20 protein-coding genes and 1 other annotated feature (1 of these 21 running past the window's edge) are annotated in these 18016 nt (G+C 51.7%); all 20 genes read left to right on the top strand.

Annotated features, from left to right (window positions below):
- Positions 1-41: 41 nt before the first annotated feature.
- The 20 genes from AB4124_RS12180 to AB4124_RS12085 all read left to right on the top strand — a co-directional run bounded on the left by AB4124_RS12180 (position 42) and on the right by AB4124_RS12085 (position 17861).
- Positions 42-203: a hypothetical protein gene (locus AB4124_RS12180; RefSeq protein WP_179090563.1), complete on the top strand. Its 162-nt coding sequence runs from the start codon at positions 42-44 to the stop codon at positions 201-203.
- Between the two features lie 242 nt (positions 204-445).
- Positions 446-934: a stage V sporulation protein AC gene (gene spoVAC, locus AB4124_RS12175; protein ID WP_076320540.1), complete on the top strand. Its 489-nt coding sequence runs from the start codon at positions 446-448 to the stop codon at positions 932-934.
- A 6-nt stretch (positions 935-940) separates the two neighbouring features.
- A complete protein-coding gene (gene spoVAD, locus AB4124_RS12170) occupies positions 941-1954 on the top strand; it encodes a stage V sporulation protein AD (protein ID WP_076320541.1) in 1014 nt (337 codons plus the stop codon).
- A gap of 4 nt (positions 1955-1958) precedes the next feature.
- Positions 1959-2309: a stage V sporulation protein AE gene (spoVAE, locus tag AB4124_RS12165; protein WP_015734153.1), complete on the top strand. Its 351-nt coding sequence runs from the start codon at positions 1959-1961 to the stop codon at positions 2307-2309.
- 175 nt (positions 2310-2484) lie between these two features.
- Positions 2485-3441 (top strand): AAA family ATPase, encoded by a 957-nt coding sequence (locus AB4124_RS12160; protein WP_076320542.1) that lies wholly within the window; start codon positions 2485-2487, stop codon positions 3439-3441.
- Positions 3442-3443: 2 nt separating this feature from the next.
- On the top strand, positions 3444-4691 hold the full coding sequence (locus AB4124_RS12155) for a DUF58 domain-containing protein (protein ID WP_339271891.1): 1248 nt from the start codon (positions 3444-3446) through the stop codon (positions 4689-4691).
- Positions 4688-6928, top strand: coding sequence for a DUF4129 domain-containing transglutaminase family protein (locus AB4124_RS12150; protein ID WP_441973022.1), 2241 nt, complete (start codon positions 4688-4690; stop codon positions 6926-6928). The genes AB4124_RS12155 and AB4124_RS12150 overlap by 4 nt, the downstream gene beginning before the upstream one ends.
- A 241-nt stretch (positions 6929-7169) precedes the next feature.
- Positions 7170-7700, top strand: a complete 531-nt coding sequence (locus tag AB4124_RS12145; protein WP_430112629.1) for a YqeG family HAD IIIA-type phosphatase — start codon at positions 7170-7172, stop codon at positions 7698-7700.
- Positions 7697-8824: a ribosome biogenesis GTPase YqeH gene (gene yqeH, locus AB4124_RS12140; RefSeq protein WP_441973020.1), complete on the top strand. Its 1128-nt coding sequence runs from the start codon at positions 7697-7699 to the stop codon at positions 8822-8824. Before AB4124_RS12145 ends, yqeH begins: the two co-directional genes overlap by 4 nt.
- Before the next feature lie 55 nt (positions 8825-8879).
- Positions 8880-9734 (top strand): shikimate dehydrogenase, encoded by an 855-nt coding sequence (locus AB4124_RS12135; RefSeq protein ID WP_441973018.1) that lies wholly within the window; start codon positions 8880-8882, stop codon positions 9732-9734.
- 111 nt (positions 9735-9845) lie between these two features.
- Positions 9846-10136, top strand: a complete 291-nt coding sequence (gene yhbY, locus AB4124_RS12130; protein ID WP_076320548.1) for a ribosome assembly RNA-binding protein YhbY — start codon at positions 9846-9848, stop codon at positions 10134-10136.
- A 66-nt stretch (positions 10137-10202) separates the two neighbouring features.
- Complete coding sequence (gene nadD / locus AB4124_RS12125) at positions 10203-10793, top strand: nicotinate-nucleotide adenylyltransferase (RefSeq protein ID WP_076320549.1); 591 nt, start codon at positions 10203-10205, stop codon at positions 10791-10793.
- Positions 10777-11355 (top strand): bis(5'-nucleosyl)-tetraphosphatase (symmetrical) YqeK, encoded by a 579-nt coding sequence (yqeK, locus tag AB4124_RS12120; RefSeq protein ID WP_076320550.1) that lies wholly within the window; start codon positions 10777-10779, stop codon positions 11353-11355. Before nadD ends, yqeK begins: the two co-directional genes overlap by 17 nt.
- On the top strand, positions 11352-11699 hold the full coding sequence (gene rsfS, locus AB4124_RS12115) for a ribosome silencing factor (protein WP_071222884.1): 348 nt from the start codon (positions 11352-11354) through the stop codon (positions 11697-11699). Before yqeK ends, rsfS begins: the two co-directional genes overlap by 4 nt.
- Positions 11696-12598: a CvfB family protein gene (locus AB4124_RS12110; protein WP_076320551.1), complete on the top strand. Its 903-nt coding sequence runs from the start codon at positions 11696-11698 to the stop codon at positions 12596-12598. The genes rsfS and AB4124_RS12110 overlap by 4 nt, the downstream gene beginning before the upstream one ends.
- A gap of 42 nt (positions 12599-12640) precedes the next feature.
- The gene (locus AB4124_RS12105; protein WP_076320552.1) at positions 12641-13411 is read left to right on the top strand and encodes a class I SAM-dependent DNA methyltransferase; all 771 of its coding nucleotides are present in this window, start codon (positions 12641-12643) and stop codon (positions 13409-13411) included.
- A gap of 325 nt (positions 13412-13736) precedes the next feature.
- Positions 13737-14603: a sugar phosphate isomerase/epimerase family protein gene (locus AB4124_RS12100; protein WP_441973014.1), complete on the top strand. Its 867-nt coding sequence runs from the start codon at positions 13737-13739 to the stop codon at positions 14601-14603.
- A 25-nt stretch (positions 14604-14628) separates the two neighbouring features.
- On the top strand, positions 14629-15798 hold the full coding sequence (locus AB4124_RS12095; protein ID WP_339292815.1) for a Gfo/Idh/MocA family protein: 1170 nt from the start codon (positions 14629-14631) through the stop codon (positions 15796-15798).
- A 23-nt stretch (positions 15799-15821) separates the two neighbouring features.
- Positions 15822-16895 carry a Gfo/Idh/MocA family protein gene (locus AB4124_RS12090; protein ID WP_441973012.1) on the top strand — a complete coding sequence of 358 codons (1074 nt, stop codon included), beginning with the start codon at positions 15822-15824 and terminating at the stop codon, positions 16893-16895.
- Between the two features lie 84 nt (positions 16896-16979).
- Positions 16980-17861 carry an AraC family transcriptional regulator gene (locus AB4124_RS12085; RefSeq protein WP_441973010.1) on the top strand — a complete coding sequence of 294 codons (882 nt, stop codon included), beginning with the start codon at positions 16980-16982 and terminating at the stop codon, positions 17859-17861.
- A gap of 40 nt (positions 17862-17901) precedes the next feature.
- Positions 17902-18016 (top strand) — a binding site (T-box leader); it runs 146 nt beyond the window's last position.

Genomic DNA, 18016 nt, shown 5'->3' with positions numbered 1-18016 from the left:
AGCAAATGGAACAAGCACCCTGCATCCGGGAAAGGAATACGATGTTGAAACGAAGTGGAATTTTTGTTGTCCGAGGGAAGGAGCAGAGTATGAAGCACCATGGGATTGAGGTAAACGTCTATCATGCCGAAGTCAGAGAACTTCTGCTCATTATGGTTCTGTTCATCCTCCTCGTCATTTTGCTGAAATACATTCTTATATAATGACCGGCTCCAGCAATGATGGCAGGCGAATCTTATTTCAGCTTTCAGGGATACTCCTGGAGGCTGATTTTCGTGTGGGGAAATCTTGACGTTAGGACAAGCTGTGATTGCAAGTAAGAAGGATGATTTTCCAAACATAAAGGGAGTTCAATCAAAGCATAATGATATCGAGTGATATCCATAGTGGCTCTTTAGCGTTTATAGAGGATTCCATACTTAAATAAAAGCGGAGGTGTATTGAAATGTCAGGCTCTAACCAAAAGCCTAAGTCTGATATCACCACAATGAGCTCAGGGGAATATCAGGCGATTGCCAAAAAGCATGAACCTCCCCGCCCCATACTTAAAAATTGCCTGCGTGCGTTTTTGGTGGGAGGTCTCATCTGTTTGATCGGCCAATGCATTCAGAAGTTTTTTATGTCCGTATTCGACATGAGCACCACCGAAGCGAGCAATCCGACGGTAGCCGTGCTGATTATACTCTCCGTCATTCTGACCAGCTTCGGCGTGTATGACAAAATCGCGCAATGGGCGGGAGCAGGCAGCGCCGTGCCGGTTACGGGGTTTGCGAATTCCATGTGCTCCGCAGCGCTCGAGCACCGCGCGGAGGGTTTGGTACTGGGGGTCGGGGCCAGCATGTTTAAGCTGGCAGGATCAGTCATTGTATTTGGTACCGTCGCTGCGTTTATCATCGGTATCATTTACGCTATTTTTGGCATCGAGGGGAGGTAACGAGAGATGAAGGTGATCGGCCAAACCTGGCAGTTCGAGAACAAACCCGTCATTATCGGCACGGGGACGATTGTAGGACCTGAGGAAGGCGAAGGGCCACTCGCCGATGATTTCGACTATGTCTACGACAATATTGAGATCAACGAAAAAACATGGGAAAAGGCGGAGCGAAAACTGCTGGAGGATGCTTCAAGTAAGGCGGTCGAAAAGGCTGGCATCAAGGAAGACCAGCTGCAGTTTTTTGTGGGCGGGGACTTGATGAACCAGATCATCAGCAGTTCCTTTGCTGCAAGACAGTTGGGTGTGCCTTACATCGGCGTATTCGGTGCCTGCTCTACTTCAATGGAGAGCCTCGCGGTGGCCTCCATGCTCGTGGATTCAGGAGGGGCCAAGTATGTCATGGCCGGTACAGCAAGCCATAACTGTACGGTCGAGAAGCAGTTTCGTTATCCTACGGAGTACGGATCGCAGAAACCGCCGTATGCACAATATACGATAACGGGAGCAGGCTGCTCCGTCATTTCGGACAAGGGAGACGGTCCTGCTGTCACGTATGCCACTATTGGCAAGGTGGTCGATCTGGGCATCAAGGACCCGTTCAATATGGGGACGGCGATGGCTCCGGCGGCAGCCGATACAATAACCCAGCACTTTAAAGACACAGGCCGGCAAGCGAAGGATTATGACCTGATCGTGACCGGTGACCTGGCCTCGGTTGGACTTCCGATCGCCAAGGATCTCTTGAAACAGAATGATGTCATCATGGACGGCACGGTATTTGCCGATTGCGGCTTAATGATCTACGACATGGAAAAGCAGAAATACGTCAATGCAGGGGGCAGCGGCTGCGGCTGCTCGGCTGTTGTCACTTATGGCCATATTTTGAAACGGATGCTTAAAGGCGAATTGAAAAAGGTGCTGGTCGTTGCTACCGGAGCCTTGCTTTCGCCTCTTTCTTACCAGCAGGGTGAGAGCATTCCGTGCATCGCTCACGCTGTAGCTTTAGAGATGGGAGGATAACGCAATGCAGTTTTTATGGGCGTTTATTATTGGCGGTCTGATTTGCGTCATTGGGCAAATTATGATGGACGTTATTAAATTGACACCGGCACATACGATGAGTACGTTAGTGGTCGCCGGAGCCATCGCCGACGGGTTCGGATTGTATGAGCCGCTGGTCAAATTCGCGGGAGCGGGAGCCTCGGTGCCGATCACCAGCTTTGGTAATTCGCTTGTGCACGGCGCCTTGACGGAGCTGGGGAGGGACGGCTGGATCGGGGTCGTGACGGGGATATTCGAAGTCACCAGTGCAGGGATATCCTCGGCCATCATTTTCTCGTTCCTGGCCGCTCTGTTTGTTCGTCCGAAGGGATAAAACTAAAATCATCAAGAAGGAGAGGATCCAGGCATCATGCCGGGGTCTTTTCCTGTTTATAGGGACGATAAGAAGGCGAATAGGCAAAATATCTCTTCGAATGTACTCCGGGACCTCGATCATGTACAATAGTACTAAAATAAGTATTTATTCCCTTACAGGAGGTTAGTCATACATGCCCGTAAGCCAAGAATCCATGAAAATCATTACCTCGGTGCGAACCAATCTGGAGTCGTGCCTATTAGGCAAAGAATTTGAGATCCAATTGCTCCTTACGGCGCTGCTCGCTGGCGGACATGTACTGATCGAGGATGTGCCCGGCACAGGAAAGACCCAACTGATCAAAGCATTAGCGAAATCCATGCAGGGAGACTACCGCCGCATTCAGTGTAACCCGGATATTCTCCCGAGTGATATAACGGGCGTTTCGGTATTCCACCCGAGAGACGAAATGTTTTACTTCCGTCCTGGCCCAGTCATGACCAACATTTTGCTGGCGGATGAAATCAATCGAGCGACAACCAAGACGCAATCGGCCCTGCTTGAGGTAATGGAGGAGCGCAGCGTAACAGTGGATGGAGCTACCCACGAGCTTCCGCATCCCTTCATGCTGTGCGCGACCCAGAACCCGATCGATTTTGAAGGCACCTATATGCTCCCGGAAGCACAGCTGGACCGGTTTATGCTGAAGCTGAGCCTGGGTTACCCTGATGCTGCTACGGAGAAGCAGTTGATGTACCGTTCGCGGGACGGACAACTGGCGGACAAGCTTCAGCCGGTGACGCATATGGATACCATTTCGGCTATTCAACGTGAGATTCGCGAGGTATTCATCGGTGACCCCGTCGCCGATTACTTGCTGAATATTACCCGGTCGACCCGCGAGCACCCTTCCGTTATGCTGGGCGCAAGTCCCCGGGCAACGCTGTCATTCATGAATGCTGTTAAAGCTTATGCCTTCTTGCAAGAGAGGGATTACGTCCTGCCAGATGATGTGAAGACGCTGGCTCCATACGTACTTTCGCACCGGATCATGCTGCGTCCGGAAGCAAGGCTCGACAATGCGAGTCCCGAATCGGTGCTCGAGTTTATACTGCGTCAGGTCAAAGTGCCTGTTCAGATGGGGAGATAGGCATGCGCCGCGCTGTTTCGTTATTTTTGAATGGCATGCAGCCGTCTAGACTGGCAGCGGTATTGGCGGTATGGTGCCTATGTCTTTTGTATGTATTATTTCAGGGGGGCAAAACCTCGCTCATGCTTTTCTCCATGGTCAGCCTTCTGACGATCTATTTGATCGGTGCAGGCTTTGGTGGGGTCAATCGTGTGAAAGCCCAGCGAAGAGTGCTGGGACGATCGGAGCAAGAAGGAGAACTTCTACATGCCGGTGAACAGGTTCGCGTGAAGTTGGAGGTCCATGTTCCGGGATTGCTTCCGATGCCCTATATGATCGTGCGTGAAGTATTGCAAAGGCACAACGGCGACTCCTGGTCTTTTGAAGATAGCGTCATTCCGAACCTCCGCGGAGCGGGCAAACTTGTATTTCAGACCCCTCCGCTTGAACGGGGGCGGTACGCTTTTTCAAAGACGGAATGTATTAGCGAGGATATTTTCGGATTAATGGAGCACAAGGGACGGATTGAAGTTCAGACCGATTTCCGCGTCCTGCCAAGAACTATATATATTCCTAAATGGCAGCGAAACATACGGAATTCAAGATTGGGCGGTACGCATACCACGGTTTCGGCTTCAAGACGGGAAACAACGCAGATTAACGGAGTTCGCGATTATGTATATGGCGACCGTATCTCCCGGATTCACTGGAATGCAACGGCGAAGACGGGCTCGTGGAAGTCGAAGGAATTTGAGCATGAATCGTTTCCCAGAACGATGATCGTGCTGGACTGCACTGCGGACGGATATGATCATGCCCAGCAATTCGAGCTCGCCGTATCGGCCGCCGCATCGCTGATCGAGTATGGGGCCAAGGAGCATGCGGGTACAGGCTTGTTCACGGCTACCCGAGAAGCTCAAATATTCGCTCCCGCCGATCACGCCGGAGAGCGGATGCGCATGATTCAGCATTTGGTTGACGTGGATTATAACCGCAAAACCAAATTGATTGCTTCCCTGGAGAAATCCTATCGCCATTTTCCAAAAGGAGCCCTGTTCCTGCTGATCAGCCCGATGAGCGGCAAGGACGCTTCAGAGATCATGCGCTGGGTAGAAACCAGGGGAATGAACCCTTGCTTCTTGCAAATAAACAATTCCAATGAAACAAAAAAACGCGATGAATCCATATCGCTTCTGCAATCCCGGGGGATTTCAAGCTATTCGGTTTCTTCCCTTGATGAGCTTCCGGCTGCGCTGGGAGGTGGTGCATGATGAAGTTATGGCTGGACAAACTATCTACTACCTTCTTTAGTACCTTAACGATGCTATGGATCTGGATCATCGGGATGCAGTGGGTCTCCTTTACGGAGACGATATGGCTCTCGGAAACGACAGCCATGGTTATCGCAGCATTAACCATTACGGCGGTTACCGAAGCGCTGCTGCCGATCAAGCAAGGTTACCGGGTGCTTATCCAGTTTGTTTTGATCTTGTATTGTGTGTACAGTTTGCTGAAAACTTACGGTAATCCGGTTCCCGCCTTCGGAGCTGAAGGCGTTCTGACCGAGGAAATCATGTATCTTTTTCCTTATTTGTGGTTTGCTATCGCCGCATGGGCCGCTTTCCTGTTCCTTACGCGGTGGGCCAAAACCAAGGGGCGCGTGCTTTTTGCAGTCGGGATCAACGTCATCGGTTTTGCCGTGCTGGATTCCTTTACGAAAATCGTGCTGTGGGATGAGATCGCCTGGGTGGTCGGTGCAGGGATGGGCTGGCTCGTATCCAGCCATTTTAACCGGTTCCGCAGGCGTTTTCCGCAGGGTTGGGTCAATTTATCGAAATATCCGTTTAAGATTATCGCCAACATTCTGGTCATCTTCTCTTTGATCATTGTGGCCGGCGTGAATATGCCGCATGTGAAGCCGACATTAACCGATCCTTACACGGCGTGGAGAGAGTGGAACGGAGTGCCGTTATCCGGCAGCAGTACAACCGGGACCGGAACCCTTATCGAGTCACCGTCTGAAAGCATGTCCGGGTATGGACGAGAGGATAATGACCTTGGCGGAGGTTTTAATTTTGACTATTCACCGGTGATGTCGATTACCTCGGATGAACGCAGCTATTGGCGAGGGGAGACCAGAGCCGTATACTCGGGAACTGGTTGGGCGGACGGAGCCAGCAGCCGGCGTTCCGGTACGGGCGTGGGCATCGGTGAGGAATTGCCGGGAGAAGCCAGTGCATCCGTACCTACCAAAACGCTGGAGCAATCGGTAACGATGCTGAGTGATACGGTGTATCCGGTATTGTTCGGTGCCTACACCGTTCGTCAGTTGGAGAATTTGGATGAGGATATCGATCCGGATCGGCTCAGCTGGGTGACCGAAGGCGCGGAGATGCATCTGGACGACGTTCGTAATGCGGACTACCCGAAGAGTTATACCTTAACGTCGCAAGTGCCGGTGATTCCAATCGATGAGCTGAGCACCAGGACTTATGATGAACTATATTCCAGCTCGATTGACGATGCTTATATCCAGATGCCGAGAAACTTTCCTGACCGCGTTTCCGATCTGGCCGAAGAAATTACCGCGGACGGAGATACGCCGTATGAGAAGGTCATGCTCTTGCAACAATATTTAACGAGCAACTTTACTTATACCAACACGCCGGATCTTACGCGCAAGAAGAGCGATGATTTTGTGGATGCGTTTCTGTTTGAAATCCAGGAAGGGTATTGTGATTATTTCTCTACATCCTTGGTGATGATGACACGGTCGCTGGATATCCCCGCGCGCTGGGTCAAAGGCTACGCGCCGGGAAGAATGACGGCTTCGGAGTACGTTCCGGCCGATGGTCAGACCACGATTGAACCCGGAAACTATACCGTTACGAATGCTGACGCTCATTCCTGGGTTGAAGTATACTTCGGTGAGTACGGCTGGGTTCCGATTGAAGCGACACCGGGCTTCAGCATGCCGATTCTGACGGCCGACACAGACGCTAAGCCTGTCATTGAGGAAGAAGTTGAAGAAGAAGAGAAGGCAGAGGACAAGGATACGCCAGCCGCAGCTTCTGATCATCAGCAACCTGTCTGGGTTAAAGTTGTTGTCACGGCAGCCGTGGTTGTTATCGTATTGTGGATTCTGTACATCGTGTGGAGAATGCGCATCAGCCTGCGTTTTGCCGGGGCACGCATTCGGGCGGGCAAGCCGCTGACGGCAGCGGATAAAGTCATTGCCGAAACCGAACGATGGATTCGTTCCGTGCAGCACCGAGGCTTAGTGAGGCAGGAACATGAAACTCTCCGTGAATCGGTTGGCCGCTGGGTAAGTGCACACCCTGAGCTTGGAGCGGAGCTGAGACCGCTGCTGCAGCAATTTGAAGCGGCTCGGTACAGTCCGGCTGAAGTGAAGGAGGAGCAATGGCGCTCAGTCCAACATGATGCTCAGAAGCTGAAGAAGTCCATCAAGAAGGTCCGCATTGTATCCGAGAAACGTCTATCAACCTAATCCAAGAAGACAGATTCGCGTGATGGGTGGTTGTTGTTGCGTGTATCAGGATAACTCGATATGAATACGTTCTGATATCCGGTCATTTCAAGACCGCCCGATCTGCTTCCAATTAGCCGCCGGGTGGTCTTTTGCTAGTAAAGTCAGCGGTGCGGTATAAGGGAAGAAAAAGGCTCGTGATTATTTTTACTAAGGAACCGGAATATGGTATAGTTTTTCGTATGAAATTGAGGTGACGAACTTGTTTGAAATGTTAATTCCAAAGCTCCGTGTCAATACGGTTTTTGATATTAACCTAGAGGAATTATATGAGCAGGGGTATCGGGGGATCATTACCGATTTAGATAATACTCTTGTAGGGGCGAAGGCACCGGTTGCCACGCCGGAACTGGTCGTTTGGTTCAAAAGGGTGAAGGAGATCGGTTTCCAGCTCATCATCGTCTCGAATAACCAGCTTGAACGCGTGTCTAAATTTGCGACGCCGCTGGATATCCAGTATGTGCATGAAGCCCGTAAACCAAGCAATACCCCGTTTCGCAAAGCGATGAAGATGATGGATCTTACGCCGGAGAAAACGGTAGTTGTCGGCGACCAGATGCTGACCGACGTATATGGCGGGAATCGGCTGGGTCTGTATACGGTACTGGTTATGCCCATCGCCATCAACGATGAGGGATGGTTTACGCGCCTGGTCAATCGCCGGGTGGAGCGCATCGCATTGACCCGTTTGCGCAAAAAAGGATTATGGATGGAGGAGGAACCGAAATCATGACGTTGCCTACTGGCGGAGAAGACATCAAGAAGTGCAGCGGCTGCGGCATACAGCTTCAGAGTGCAGCACAGGACAAGCCGGGCTATTTGCCGGACAAGGCTTGGGACCGCGATCCGGTTATTTGCCAACGATGTTTCCGGATTAAGAATTATAATGAAGCGTCCTCGGTTGCCGTAGACCAGGATGAGTTTTTACGGCTGCTGGGACAGATCGGCGGCAAGAATGCGCTTGTCATTCATATCGTGGATCTCTTCGATTTTGAAGGCAGCCTTATTTCGGGGCTGCAGCGGTTTGTGGGCAACAACCCGGTTATTCTGGCCGTTAACAAGACGGATCTTCTGCCGAAGGTCACCAATTGGAACAAGGTTCTCAATTGGGTACAGAAGCAGTGCAAGGAGCATGGTCTGAGAACCGAAGACATCGTGCTCTGCAGCGCGAAGAAGAATCAAGGCTTTGAGCGGTTGCTGGAGACGGTAGCGCATTACCGAGGCGACCGGGACGTCTACGTGGTTGGCGCCACGAATGTGGGTAAATCCAGCTTGATCAATCGCCTGATCCGCGACTATAGCGATTTAGATCAGGAGCTGACCGTTTCCCGTTATCCGGGAACGACGCTGGATATGGTCAATATTCCACTGGACGACGGCCGATATATTATTGATACGCCGGGCATCGTGTACCCTTGGCGCTACAGCGAGCTTGTGAGCCGTGAGGATTTGGGGACGGTTATGCCGGAAAATCCGCTGAAGCCGATGGTTTACCAGTTGAACGAAGGACAGACGCTATTCTTCGGAGGTTTCGGCCGTTTTGATTTTATCCAAGGAGAGCACCAATCCTTTACTTGCTTTATTAGCGGCAGATTAGGGATTCATCGGACCAAACTGGAGCGAGCGGATTCGTTATTTGCTGAGCATGCCGGAGAGCTGCTCTCACCGCCGACCAAAGAACGGATTGAAGAACTACCGGAATGGACAAGACATGAAATCCGTATTCCTAAGGGAACCCGCCAAGACGTGTTTATCTCAGGGCTCGGCTGGATCAAGATCAATGGTGAACAGGGAGCGCTTGTTGCGGTTCATGTCCCTAAAGGAATCAAAGTTCTGTCGCGTCCATCCTTGATATAATTGATGAATCGCTCTGGTATACCGTCCGGTTTATCATGGGAGAGATAGGGGAGAAATGAAAGTGAATCCAATGATCGAGCGTGATTATTTGCTCCTTGGCGTAATGGGGGACCCGATCGGTCACTCGAAATCACCGGCCATGCATCATGCGGCGATCACCGTCCTGGGATTGTCAGGGGCCTATGTGCCTCTTCATATACGTCCGGAAGGGCTTAGTGACGCCATCCAGGCTGTCAAAGCGCTGGAATTCCGGGGGGTGAACGTAACGATCCCGCACAAGGTGGAGGTTATGAAGTATCTGGATGTCGTCGATGAAGGGGCGCGGCGCATCGGTGCCGTGAATACCATCGTCAACGACAATGGCCATTTGACGGGTTATAATACGGATGGGATCGGATATGTTCGTTCATTAAAGGATGAAGCCTGTCCCGATCTTAAGGGGAAGCGCATCGTCGTCATCGGCGCTGGCGGAGCGGCCAGGGGGATCATCTATGCCCTTACCGGAGAAGGGCCTGAGAAGATATCCATTGTGAATCGGACATCCGCCAAAGCGCTGGCGTTGGCCGAGGAGTGGAGCTCGCTTGCCGACTTGAGGGGATACGGAGAGGATCATGCCAGAGAGGCGTTGTCGGATGCCGATGTTGTGATCAACACCACTTCGGTGGGCATGTTTCCCCGGGTTTCCGAGCTTCCCATTCCAATGGAGTATATACCGGAAGGGATCGTTGTCAGCGATCTGATCTATAATCCGTTGAAGACCGAGCTGTTACGGGTAAGTGAGCTTCGGCAATGCACGGTGCATGGCGGACTTGGGATGTTCATCAACCAAGGGGCGTATGCATTCGAGTATTGGACAGGTCTGACGGCGCCTGTACAGGCGATGAAGGAAGCGGTTCTGACCAGCTTCTAAGTCGAGGTTTAATATCTTGTTTATTGATTAATGCTTATGCAAAAGCTACAATATAGCTTTCGATAAGCAGCAAGCTTTAATAATTGAATATTTAAGGAGTAATGACCAAGCATGTTAACAGGAAAGCAAAAACGACATTTACGTTCGCTTGCGCATCATCTGGATCCGCTGTTCCAGGTAGGCAAGGGAGGCAGCAACGAGCATCTGATCCGGCATATTTCCGAGGCGATTGAGAAACGGGAACTCATGAAAGTATCCGTTCTCAACAACTGTCTTGAAGACCCGCGCGAAATCGCCGAGGAGCTTGCTGAAGGTGCCGGAGCCGAACTGGTACAGGTTATCGGCAAGACGATTGTGCTTTATAAAGAATCGAAAGACCACAAAACCATCGAATTGCCGTAAGGGAGCCCTAATAGCTCCAGTTTAGCGGATATAGAATAACTCTCTTATTAGGGGAGGTGAACCCGAATGAAGGTAGGGATAATGGGCGGAACCTTCGATCCCATTCATATCGGGCATATGCTAGCAGCCGAGTGCGCGCGGGACGCTTACGATCTGGAAGAAGTATGGTTTATGCCAAGCCATATCCCCCCGCACAAGGAAGATGCTGGCGTAACCGGTCTGATGAGGCTGGAGATGACCGCTGAGGCAGTAGCCGACCATCCATCTTTTCGTACATTGGATTGGGAAGTGAAGCGCGGCGGCGTATCCTATACGGTAGACACGGTTAGAGAACTGCGGGATACGTATCCCGAGCATGATTTCTCGTTCATTATCGGAGCGGATATGGTAGCGTATCTCCCCAAGTGGAATCGGATCGGGGAGCTGGCGGACATGCTGACGTTTATTGGGCTTAACCGTCCCGGATCCAAGCTATCGGTGGATGATCTGCCTGATTTCCTGCAAAAGGTGGTAGTGACAGCGGAGATGCCGTTGATCGAAATATCCTCCACCATGATTCGGAGCAGAGCCGCATCAGGTTCGTCCATCCGTTATATGGTGCCGGACCGTGTATACGATTATATTGTTAGGAGCGGTATTTATGGAGTACAGCCGTGATGAACTCATTGAAGCGGTATCCTCCCAGATGCCGGCCAAGCGCTGGGATCACACAAAAGGCGTAATGGAAACCGCGGTCATCCTTGCAAAGAGGTTCGGGGCCGATCCGGTTAAGGCGGAATTGGCTGCCATCCTGCATGATGTGGCCAAATACTGGCCCGTGCAAAAGCTTCATCAAATGATGGTGGAGCATGCGCTCTCCGAAGAGCTGCTCCATTACGACAAGCAGCTTTGGCATGCTGAGGTAGGCGCATTCGTAGCGGAGCAAGAGTATGGCGTGACGGATGCTGAGGTGCTTGACGCCATCCGCTACCATACGTCGGGGCGCATAGGCATGACGCTGCTTGACAAGGTGGTCTGTCTTGCGGATTATATGGAGCCGGGACGGGATTTCCCCGGCGTGAATAATATTCGCGAACTGGCCAACCATAGCCTTGAAGAGGCGCTTGCAGCCGGTTTTGATTCGACGATCGGACATCTGCTTTCGCGCAGACAAATCATTTTTCCGTTGACGGTACTAGCCCGCAACGATCTAATTAAGCAATTGGAGGCGAATTCATGACGTTGAAACCGAATGAATTATTAAATGTGGCAGTGACTGCCGCAGAAGATAAAAAAGCGATGGATATCGTGGTTCTGGATCTTAGAGGAATCTCCCTGATCGCAGACTATTTTGTCATTTGCCATGGTAACTCGGATACACAAGTGCAAGCGATCGCAACCGAAATTCGTAAACAGGCTCATGATGCAGGAGTGGCTTTGCGCGGACTGGAGGGAATGGATGCAGCCCGCTGGGTGCTGATGGATCTCGGAGACGTGATCGTTCATATCTTCCATCGCGATGAGCGCGAATATTACAACATCGAACGACTGTGGTCAGATGCTAAAGTGGTGGAGAACGTATGAGTCTGATTGCCGGCACATTAACGAAACTCGTCGTTTCCAGAGAAGTGTCCCCTTATGGTTATTTTCTGGATGGCGGAGATCGGGATGTGCTTCTTCATTATTCGGAGCTCACGGGTAAGATTGAGCCGGGGGATACGGTAGAGGTCTTTATATTCTTTGATACGGAAGACCGCCTGGCCGCTACGATGAAGAAGCCTTACCTTACGTTGGGTGAAACCGCTAAGCTTGAGGTGGCGGACGTCCATCCGCGCCTCGGCTGTTTCCTCGAGATGGGGCTTGGCAGGCAACTTCTGCTTCCAATCCGAGAATTGCCGGAGTTGCGGGAGCTTCACCCCCAAGTGGGAGATCATGTGTTTGTCATCATGGAGCATGATAAGCAAGGACGACTTCGCGCGAAACTCGCCGGAGAACAAGAGCTTGCTCCGCTTGCGTTCCATGCGCCTGAATCGTGGAAGGGCCAATGGTTCACTGCTCTGGTGTACAAGCCGCTCCAGATGGGCACGTTTGTCATCATCGATGGCGGTGTGATCGGTTTCGGCGCGATCGGTATGATCCATTCCTCGGAACGGACGCGTATGCTGCGGCTTGGTGAAGAGGTGAAGGTCCGGGTCAGCCATATTCGGGAAGATGGCAGGGTCAACCTGTCCATGGTTCCGCAAAAAGAGATCGGCCGGACGGATGATGCAGACCGGCTGCTTGCTTTTCTGAAGGAGCGTCCGGGCCATGGGATGCCGTATTCGGATGAAACGCCGCCCGACATCATTAAGCAGCGGTTCGGCATTAGCAAATCCGCCTTTAAACGCGCGCTTGGCAAGCTGATGAAGGACGGTTTGGTTACGCAAAAGGACAGCTGGACGTATATGGTCAATCAAGAGGAGAACTCCGGATCAAACGAATAACCCGGCAAGGTAGGGGAAGCTTCTAAGGAAAGTGGTGTCATCATGTTGTCTTACCGCAAGTTTGCTTACGTATATGATCAACTCATGGAAGACATGCCGTACCCGGATTGGATTCGTTTTGCAAGAACCGCCTGGGATAAGCACGGAATGCCAAAAAGCGTCGTTGAGCTCGGGTGCGGGACAGGCAGCATTACCATTCCGCTCGTGAACTCCGGTTTCGAGGTAACAGGAATTGATCTGTCGGCAGATATGCTCTCAGTTGCTAGACGCAAGCTGGAGGGTACACCCCAGGGGCATCGATTGTTCCGGGAAGGCAGCGTCCGCTGGGTACAACAGGACATGCGTTCGTGGGAGCTGCCCGAGCAGGTGGATTCCGTCATTTCATTTTGTGATTGTGTGAACTACCTGCTGGAGGAAAAGGACATCCGCTCTGCATTTACAAGGACCTACAACGGTCTCAAGGAAGGCGGCACGTTCCTGTTTGATGTGCATCACCCGAACACACTGCTTCGATACGACGAAGAACAGCCCTTTGTGCTGGACGAACGGGAAGTGTCCTACATTTGGACATGCGACCTGGATGAACGACGGATGGAGATTGAGCATCATCTCTCCATCTTTGCACGTGACGGCCAAGACCCTACGGTCTACCGTCGCTTTGAGGAAACGCATGTGCAGCGGGGATATGACCCCGAATGGATGAAGGTCGAGCTGATTAAGGCCGGATTCCGGGATGTGAAATGTTATGCCGATTTTGAGTGGATGGAAGCGGGCCAGGATGCATCCCGGCTGTTCTACGTTGCCGTAAAATAAACGAAAAAATCCTTTTATGAGAAGCACTTCTCTCGTCTGTAGCGACGAAAGAAAGTGCTTCTTTTTTCGTTATGCATGGATTCATTATATTCAAAGACATTTCTTTTCCGCTTTATTTGACTGTAGTTAAGGTTCGGTAGCAGGGATATGGGTTTGCTTCCGGGACTGTGCTACGATGAGGGGTAGATAGGATGAACAGAAATGAGAGCGCTATCTCAAGAGATGTTTCAATGCATCCGATGTGCTCTGAATGACCGTATTTGAGTTCAATGATGATCAAATGATGCATAAGCTAATCTATTGGGTCTAGAGAGGATGAATGAGCATGAAACTGTCCGTATTTACAGTCGCAACTCCTGACTTACAGCCTGAGGAGTTGGCAAAAGCCGCGGCGGATGCCGGTATTGAAGGAATCGAATGGCGTTTCAAGGAGATTCCGGAAGAAGCTGCGGGGGAGAAGCCCTCCTTCTGGCGGCATAATCGCTGCTCCATGGATCCAAACGGCACGCAGGAGGATTGGCTCAGGTTTCAGCAAGCAGCCAACAAGCATGGCCGGCGGAGTCTTGCGGTCGTCCCTTATCTGACATGCGGCGACGTGGAAGCAACGGAGAAGGTCATGCAAGCGGCCAAGCTGATCGGAGCCTCCTTTATTCGCGTGGGTATTCCGGGATATGACAGAAAGCGAAATTACAATGAACTGTACGACCAGGCGGTCCGTTATCTGCATGAGGTACAGGATCTCGCTGCGGCATACGGGGTCAAGGGAGTAGTGGAAACACATCATCTTACGATCACTCCGAGCGCGGGATTGACGCACCGGCTTGTATCTCACTTCAATCCGCAGCATATCGGCGTGCTGTATGATCCGGGCAACATGGTCCATGAAGGTTACGAGAACTACCGGATGGGCTTGGAGCTTCTTGGTCCCTTCCTGGCTCATGTCCATGTGAAAAACGGAGGCTACCGCAAAACGCCTTCCGAGGATGGCACCTCGGCGACGTGGTCTGGGGAATGGGTCCCGCTTGCCCAGGGGGCCGTGCCATGGAAGCAGGTTATACAGGATCTGCAGTCGGTTGGTTACGAAGGCTATTACGGGATCGAGGATTTTAGCGGAACGTTCCAGTCCAGGGAATTGCTTGTTCGTTTTGCCGAGCAGATGAAGTTGTGGTCAGATCAGAAACAAAACGCGTAGGTCACTTTTGAAGGAGGCTATAGATATGGAACAGGTAAGAGTAGGGGTAATCGGACTGGGGATGGGTTTTTCGCATGCCAGATCGCTGGCGTCCGGGCGGATCAAAGGCGCGCGGCTTAGCGCTATATGCGATCTGAATCCAGCCAAGCAGGAAGAAGCGAGGGCAACGCTGCCTTCGGACGTAAAAATTTGGAGTGATACGGACGCTATGATCTCATCGGGGGAGATAGATGCGGTAATTATTGCTACGCCCCATTATGCCCATCCTCAAGTGGCGATCGAGTGCCTGAATCATGGACTCCATGTCCTGATCGAGAAACCGGCAGGCGTTTACACGAAGCAGGTACGGGAAATGAATCGCGCGGCAGAAGCCAGTGACAAAGTGTTCTCAATTATGTACAACCAGCGCTGTAATCCGCTATATAAGAAGCTGAGAGAGCTTATTGCCGACGGCGAACTCGGCGAAGTCCGGAGGATGAACTGGATCGTAACGAATTGGTACCGGTCCCAGAGCTATTATGATTCAGGCGGATGGCGAGCTACCTGGGCAGGAGAAGGCGGAGGGGTGCTGATTAACCAGTCCCCGCATCAGCTGGACCTCTGGCAGTGGACGACCGGCATGATGCCAAAGAGAATTCGTGCATTTTGCGCTTTCGGTAAGTACCGGAACATCGAAGTCGAAGATGACGTGACGGCTTATGCGGAATACGAGAATGGTGCTACGGCCGTCTTTATTACGACAACGGGTGAAGCCCCGGGCACTAACCGATATGAAGTGACGGGAGACCGCGGAAAAATTGTTATCGAGGACGGCAAGCTCACCTTCTGGCGCCTCCGTGTGCCAGAGCCGGAATTCAATCGGGAGTATACCGGGGGCTTCGGCGAACCGGAATGCTGGAAATGCGAGGTGCCGATCTCGGGGGATAATCCGCAGCATAGCGGCATTATCCAGAACTTTGCGGATGCTATTTTGCATGGAACGCCATTGATTGCCCCGGGTGAAGAGGGAATTCATGGATTGACGCTGTCCAATGCCATGCATCTGTCCACCTGGACCGACAATTGGGTTGATCTGCCTCTTAACGAAGAGCTGTATTACGAAATGCTGCAGGAACGGATCACACATTCTTCCGCTCAGAAAACGGTCAAGGAGATCGGGTCGGTGGATATGAGCAAGACGTTTGGAACCTATTAAATCACAATCAGGAGGCACGTGGTATGGACCGCAGTAATGGAATGCTCTACGCGCCGGTGGGCAAGGCCCAGCCGGTGTGCAAGCCCGGAGAGTTTATGTTTGCTGCCATGTCGCTGGAGCATGGGCATATATACGGCATGTGTAACGGATTGATCGAGGCCGGGGCGACGCTGAAGTGGGTGTATGACCCAGACCCCGCGAAGGTTGCGGCTTTTTGCAAGGCTTATCCAAGTGTAACCGTCGCTTCGTCGGAGGCACAGGTGCTAGAGGATGCGGAGGTTCATCTGGTAGCGGCTGCGGCCATCCCTTCGGAACGATGCGAACTTGGCCTGAAGGTCATGTCGCATGGGAAGGATTATTTTACGGATAAGACGCCTTTCACCACGCTGGAGCAGGTGAACGCTGCTCGCGCGAAGGCGGCGGAGACAGGCAGGAAGTACATGGTCTATTACAGTGAACGGCTGCATGTGGAGAGTGCCGTCCATGCAGGAAGGCTGATCCAGGACGGAGCGATAGGGCGAGTGGTGCAAGTGATGGGAACAGGTCCGCACCGTTTAAATGCGCCTTCCCGTCCGGACTGGTTTTTCCGTCATCAACAGTATGGTGGCATTCTGTGTGATATCGGCTCCCACCAGATTGAACAATTTTTGTTTTTTGCGGGCTGCCGCGATGCCAAAGTGCTCAGCAGCAAGGTGGGAAATTATGCGAATCCGGATTATCCGGAGCTGGAGGATTTTGGAGATGCAACGCTTGTAGGAGACAACGGGGCCACGAATTATTTCCGTGTCGACTGGCTGACACCTGGAGGCCTTGGCACCTGGGGCGACGGAAGAACCTTTATTCTGGGGACGGAAGGATACATCGAGCTTCGCAAATACATCGATATCGCAAGGCATCCGCAAGGCGATCATCTGTACCTGGTTAATGGCGAGGGAGAGTTTCATATGGAGCTTCAAGGCAAGGTGGGCTATCCATTCTTCGGGGAACTTATCCTGGATTGTCTGGAACGTACGGAGCATGCCATGTCCCAGGAGCACGCCTTCAAAGCCGGAGAATTGTGCGTCATCGCCCAAAATGAGGCCGTGCGCATTCCATAAAATCATTTATAATAGAGAAAACCCCGTTTTGTTGAGGGTTGAGGATTAGACAACTCCAAAATCGCTAAAGGGGCGATTCTCTAGATGACCTCATCTGCCGATATGATGCCCGGCTTTGACCGCATGCAGCTGCAGGCGCCGTTCGATCTGACCTATTACAATGAACAGCCGTTGTCCGGAGGACAGTTTCACTCGCATGCTTTTTATGAAATTTATTATTTCCATGAAGGACGCTGCACTTATTTGATCGGCGATTCCGTTTTCACGCTGAAGCCGGGGGATCTGCTCTTGATGAACGGGCTTACGCTTCACTGTCCGAATGTAGAGCCTGATTCCAGATATGTCAGAAGCATTCTGCATTTTGATCCGGCCTGGATTTGCAAGGGGCTTTCGGAGACGGCCAGATCGATACTGCTGGACCCCTTCGAAACGCTGCGAAATCATCGCATGACACTGACAGGGGCGAACCGGGACGAATTTGAAGGCATGCTGGCCGATATGCATCGCCTCTCGGTATCCACGGCCGGTTTTCGTCAGGAACGGATGACCTTGCGTATTCAAGAGATGATGTACGTCATCGCGGACTGGTGCCAGGGTGCTGTGCAGGATCAGGACTCCATCTCCGAGAAAGAACGGCATGTCCAGCATGTCGTGTCGTTTGTCGAGGAAAATTATATGCAGGATCTGACGCTGGAGCAAATCGCCCGCGATATGCATATTACGAAGCACTATTTATCCTCCTTGTTTAAGGAGGTTACTGGAACGACGGTGTTTAAATATTTGTATCACCGGCGGATTAACCAAGCTAAAATTTTGCTCAGGCTGCATCCTCATCTCAGCATCACGGAGATCAGCCAGGCGGCAGGCTTCAAGCATTTGGCTCATTTCAGCAGGATGTTCAAGGCCATGGTCGGGACGACACCGGAATATTATCGCAGAAGCGGAGAAGAGCTTTCGTTGACTTGATCGGACTTTTTGGGTATAATAGCCACATTAAAACGGTAATATGAACGCGATGATGAGGATCAATCGTTCCACTTTCGATCATGCAGAGAGCCGGTGTCTGGTGAAAACCGGTTGACGATAGGAATGAACTCGCCTCGGAGCAATGGTGTTAACCC

The organism is Paenibacillus sp. 2KB_20, from assembly GCF_052115765.1.
In the GTDB taxonomy this organism is placed as follows: domain Bacteria; phylum Bacillota; class Bacilli; order Paenibacillales; family Paenibacillaceae; genus Paenibacillus_AQ.
This window is presented reverse-complemented; position numbering and strand designations above follow the sequence as displayed.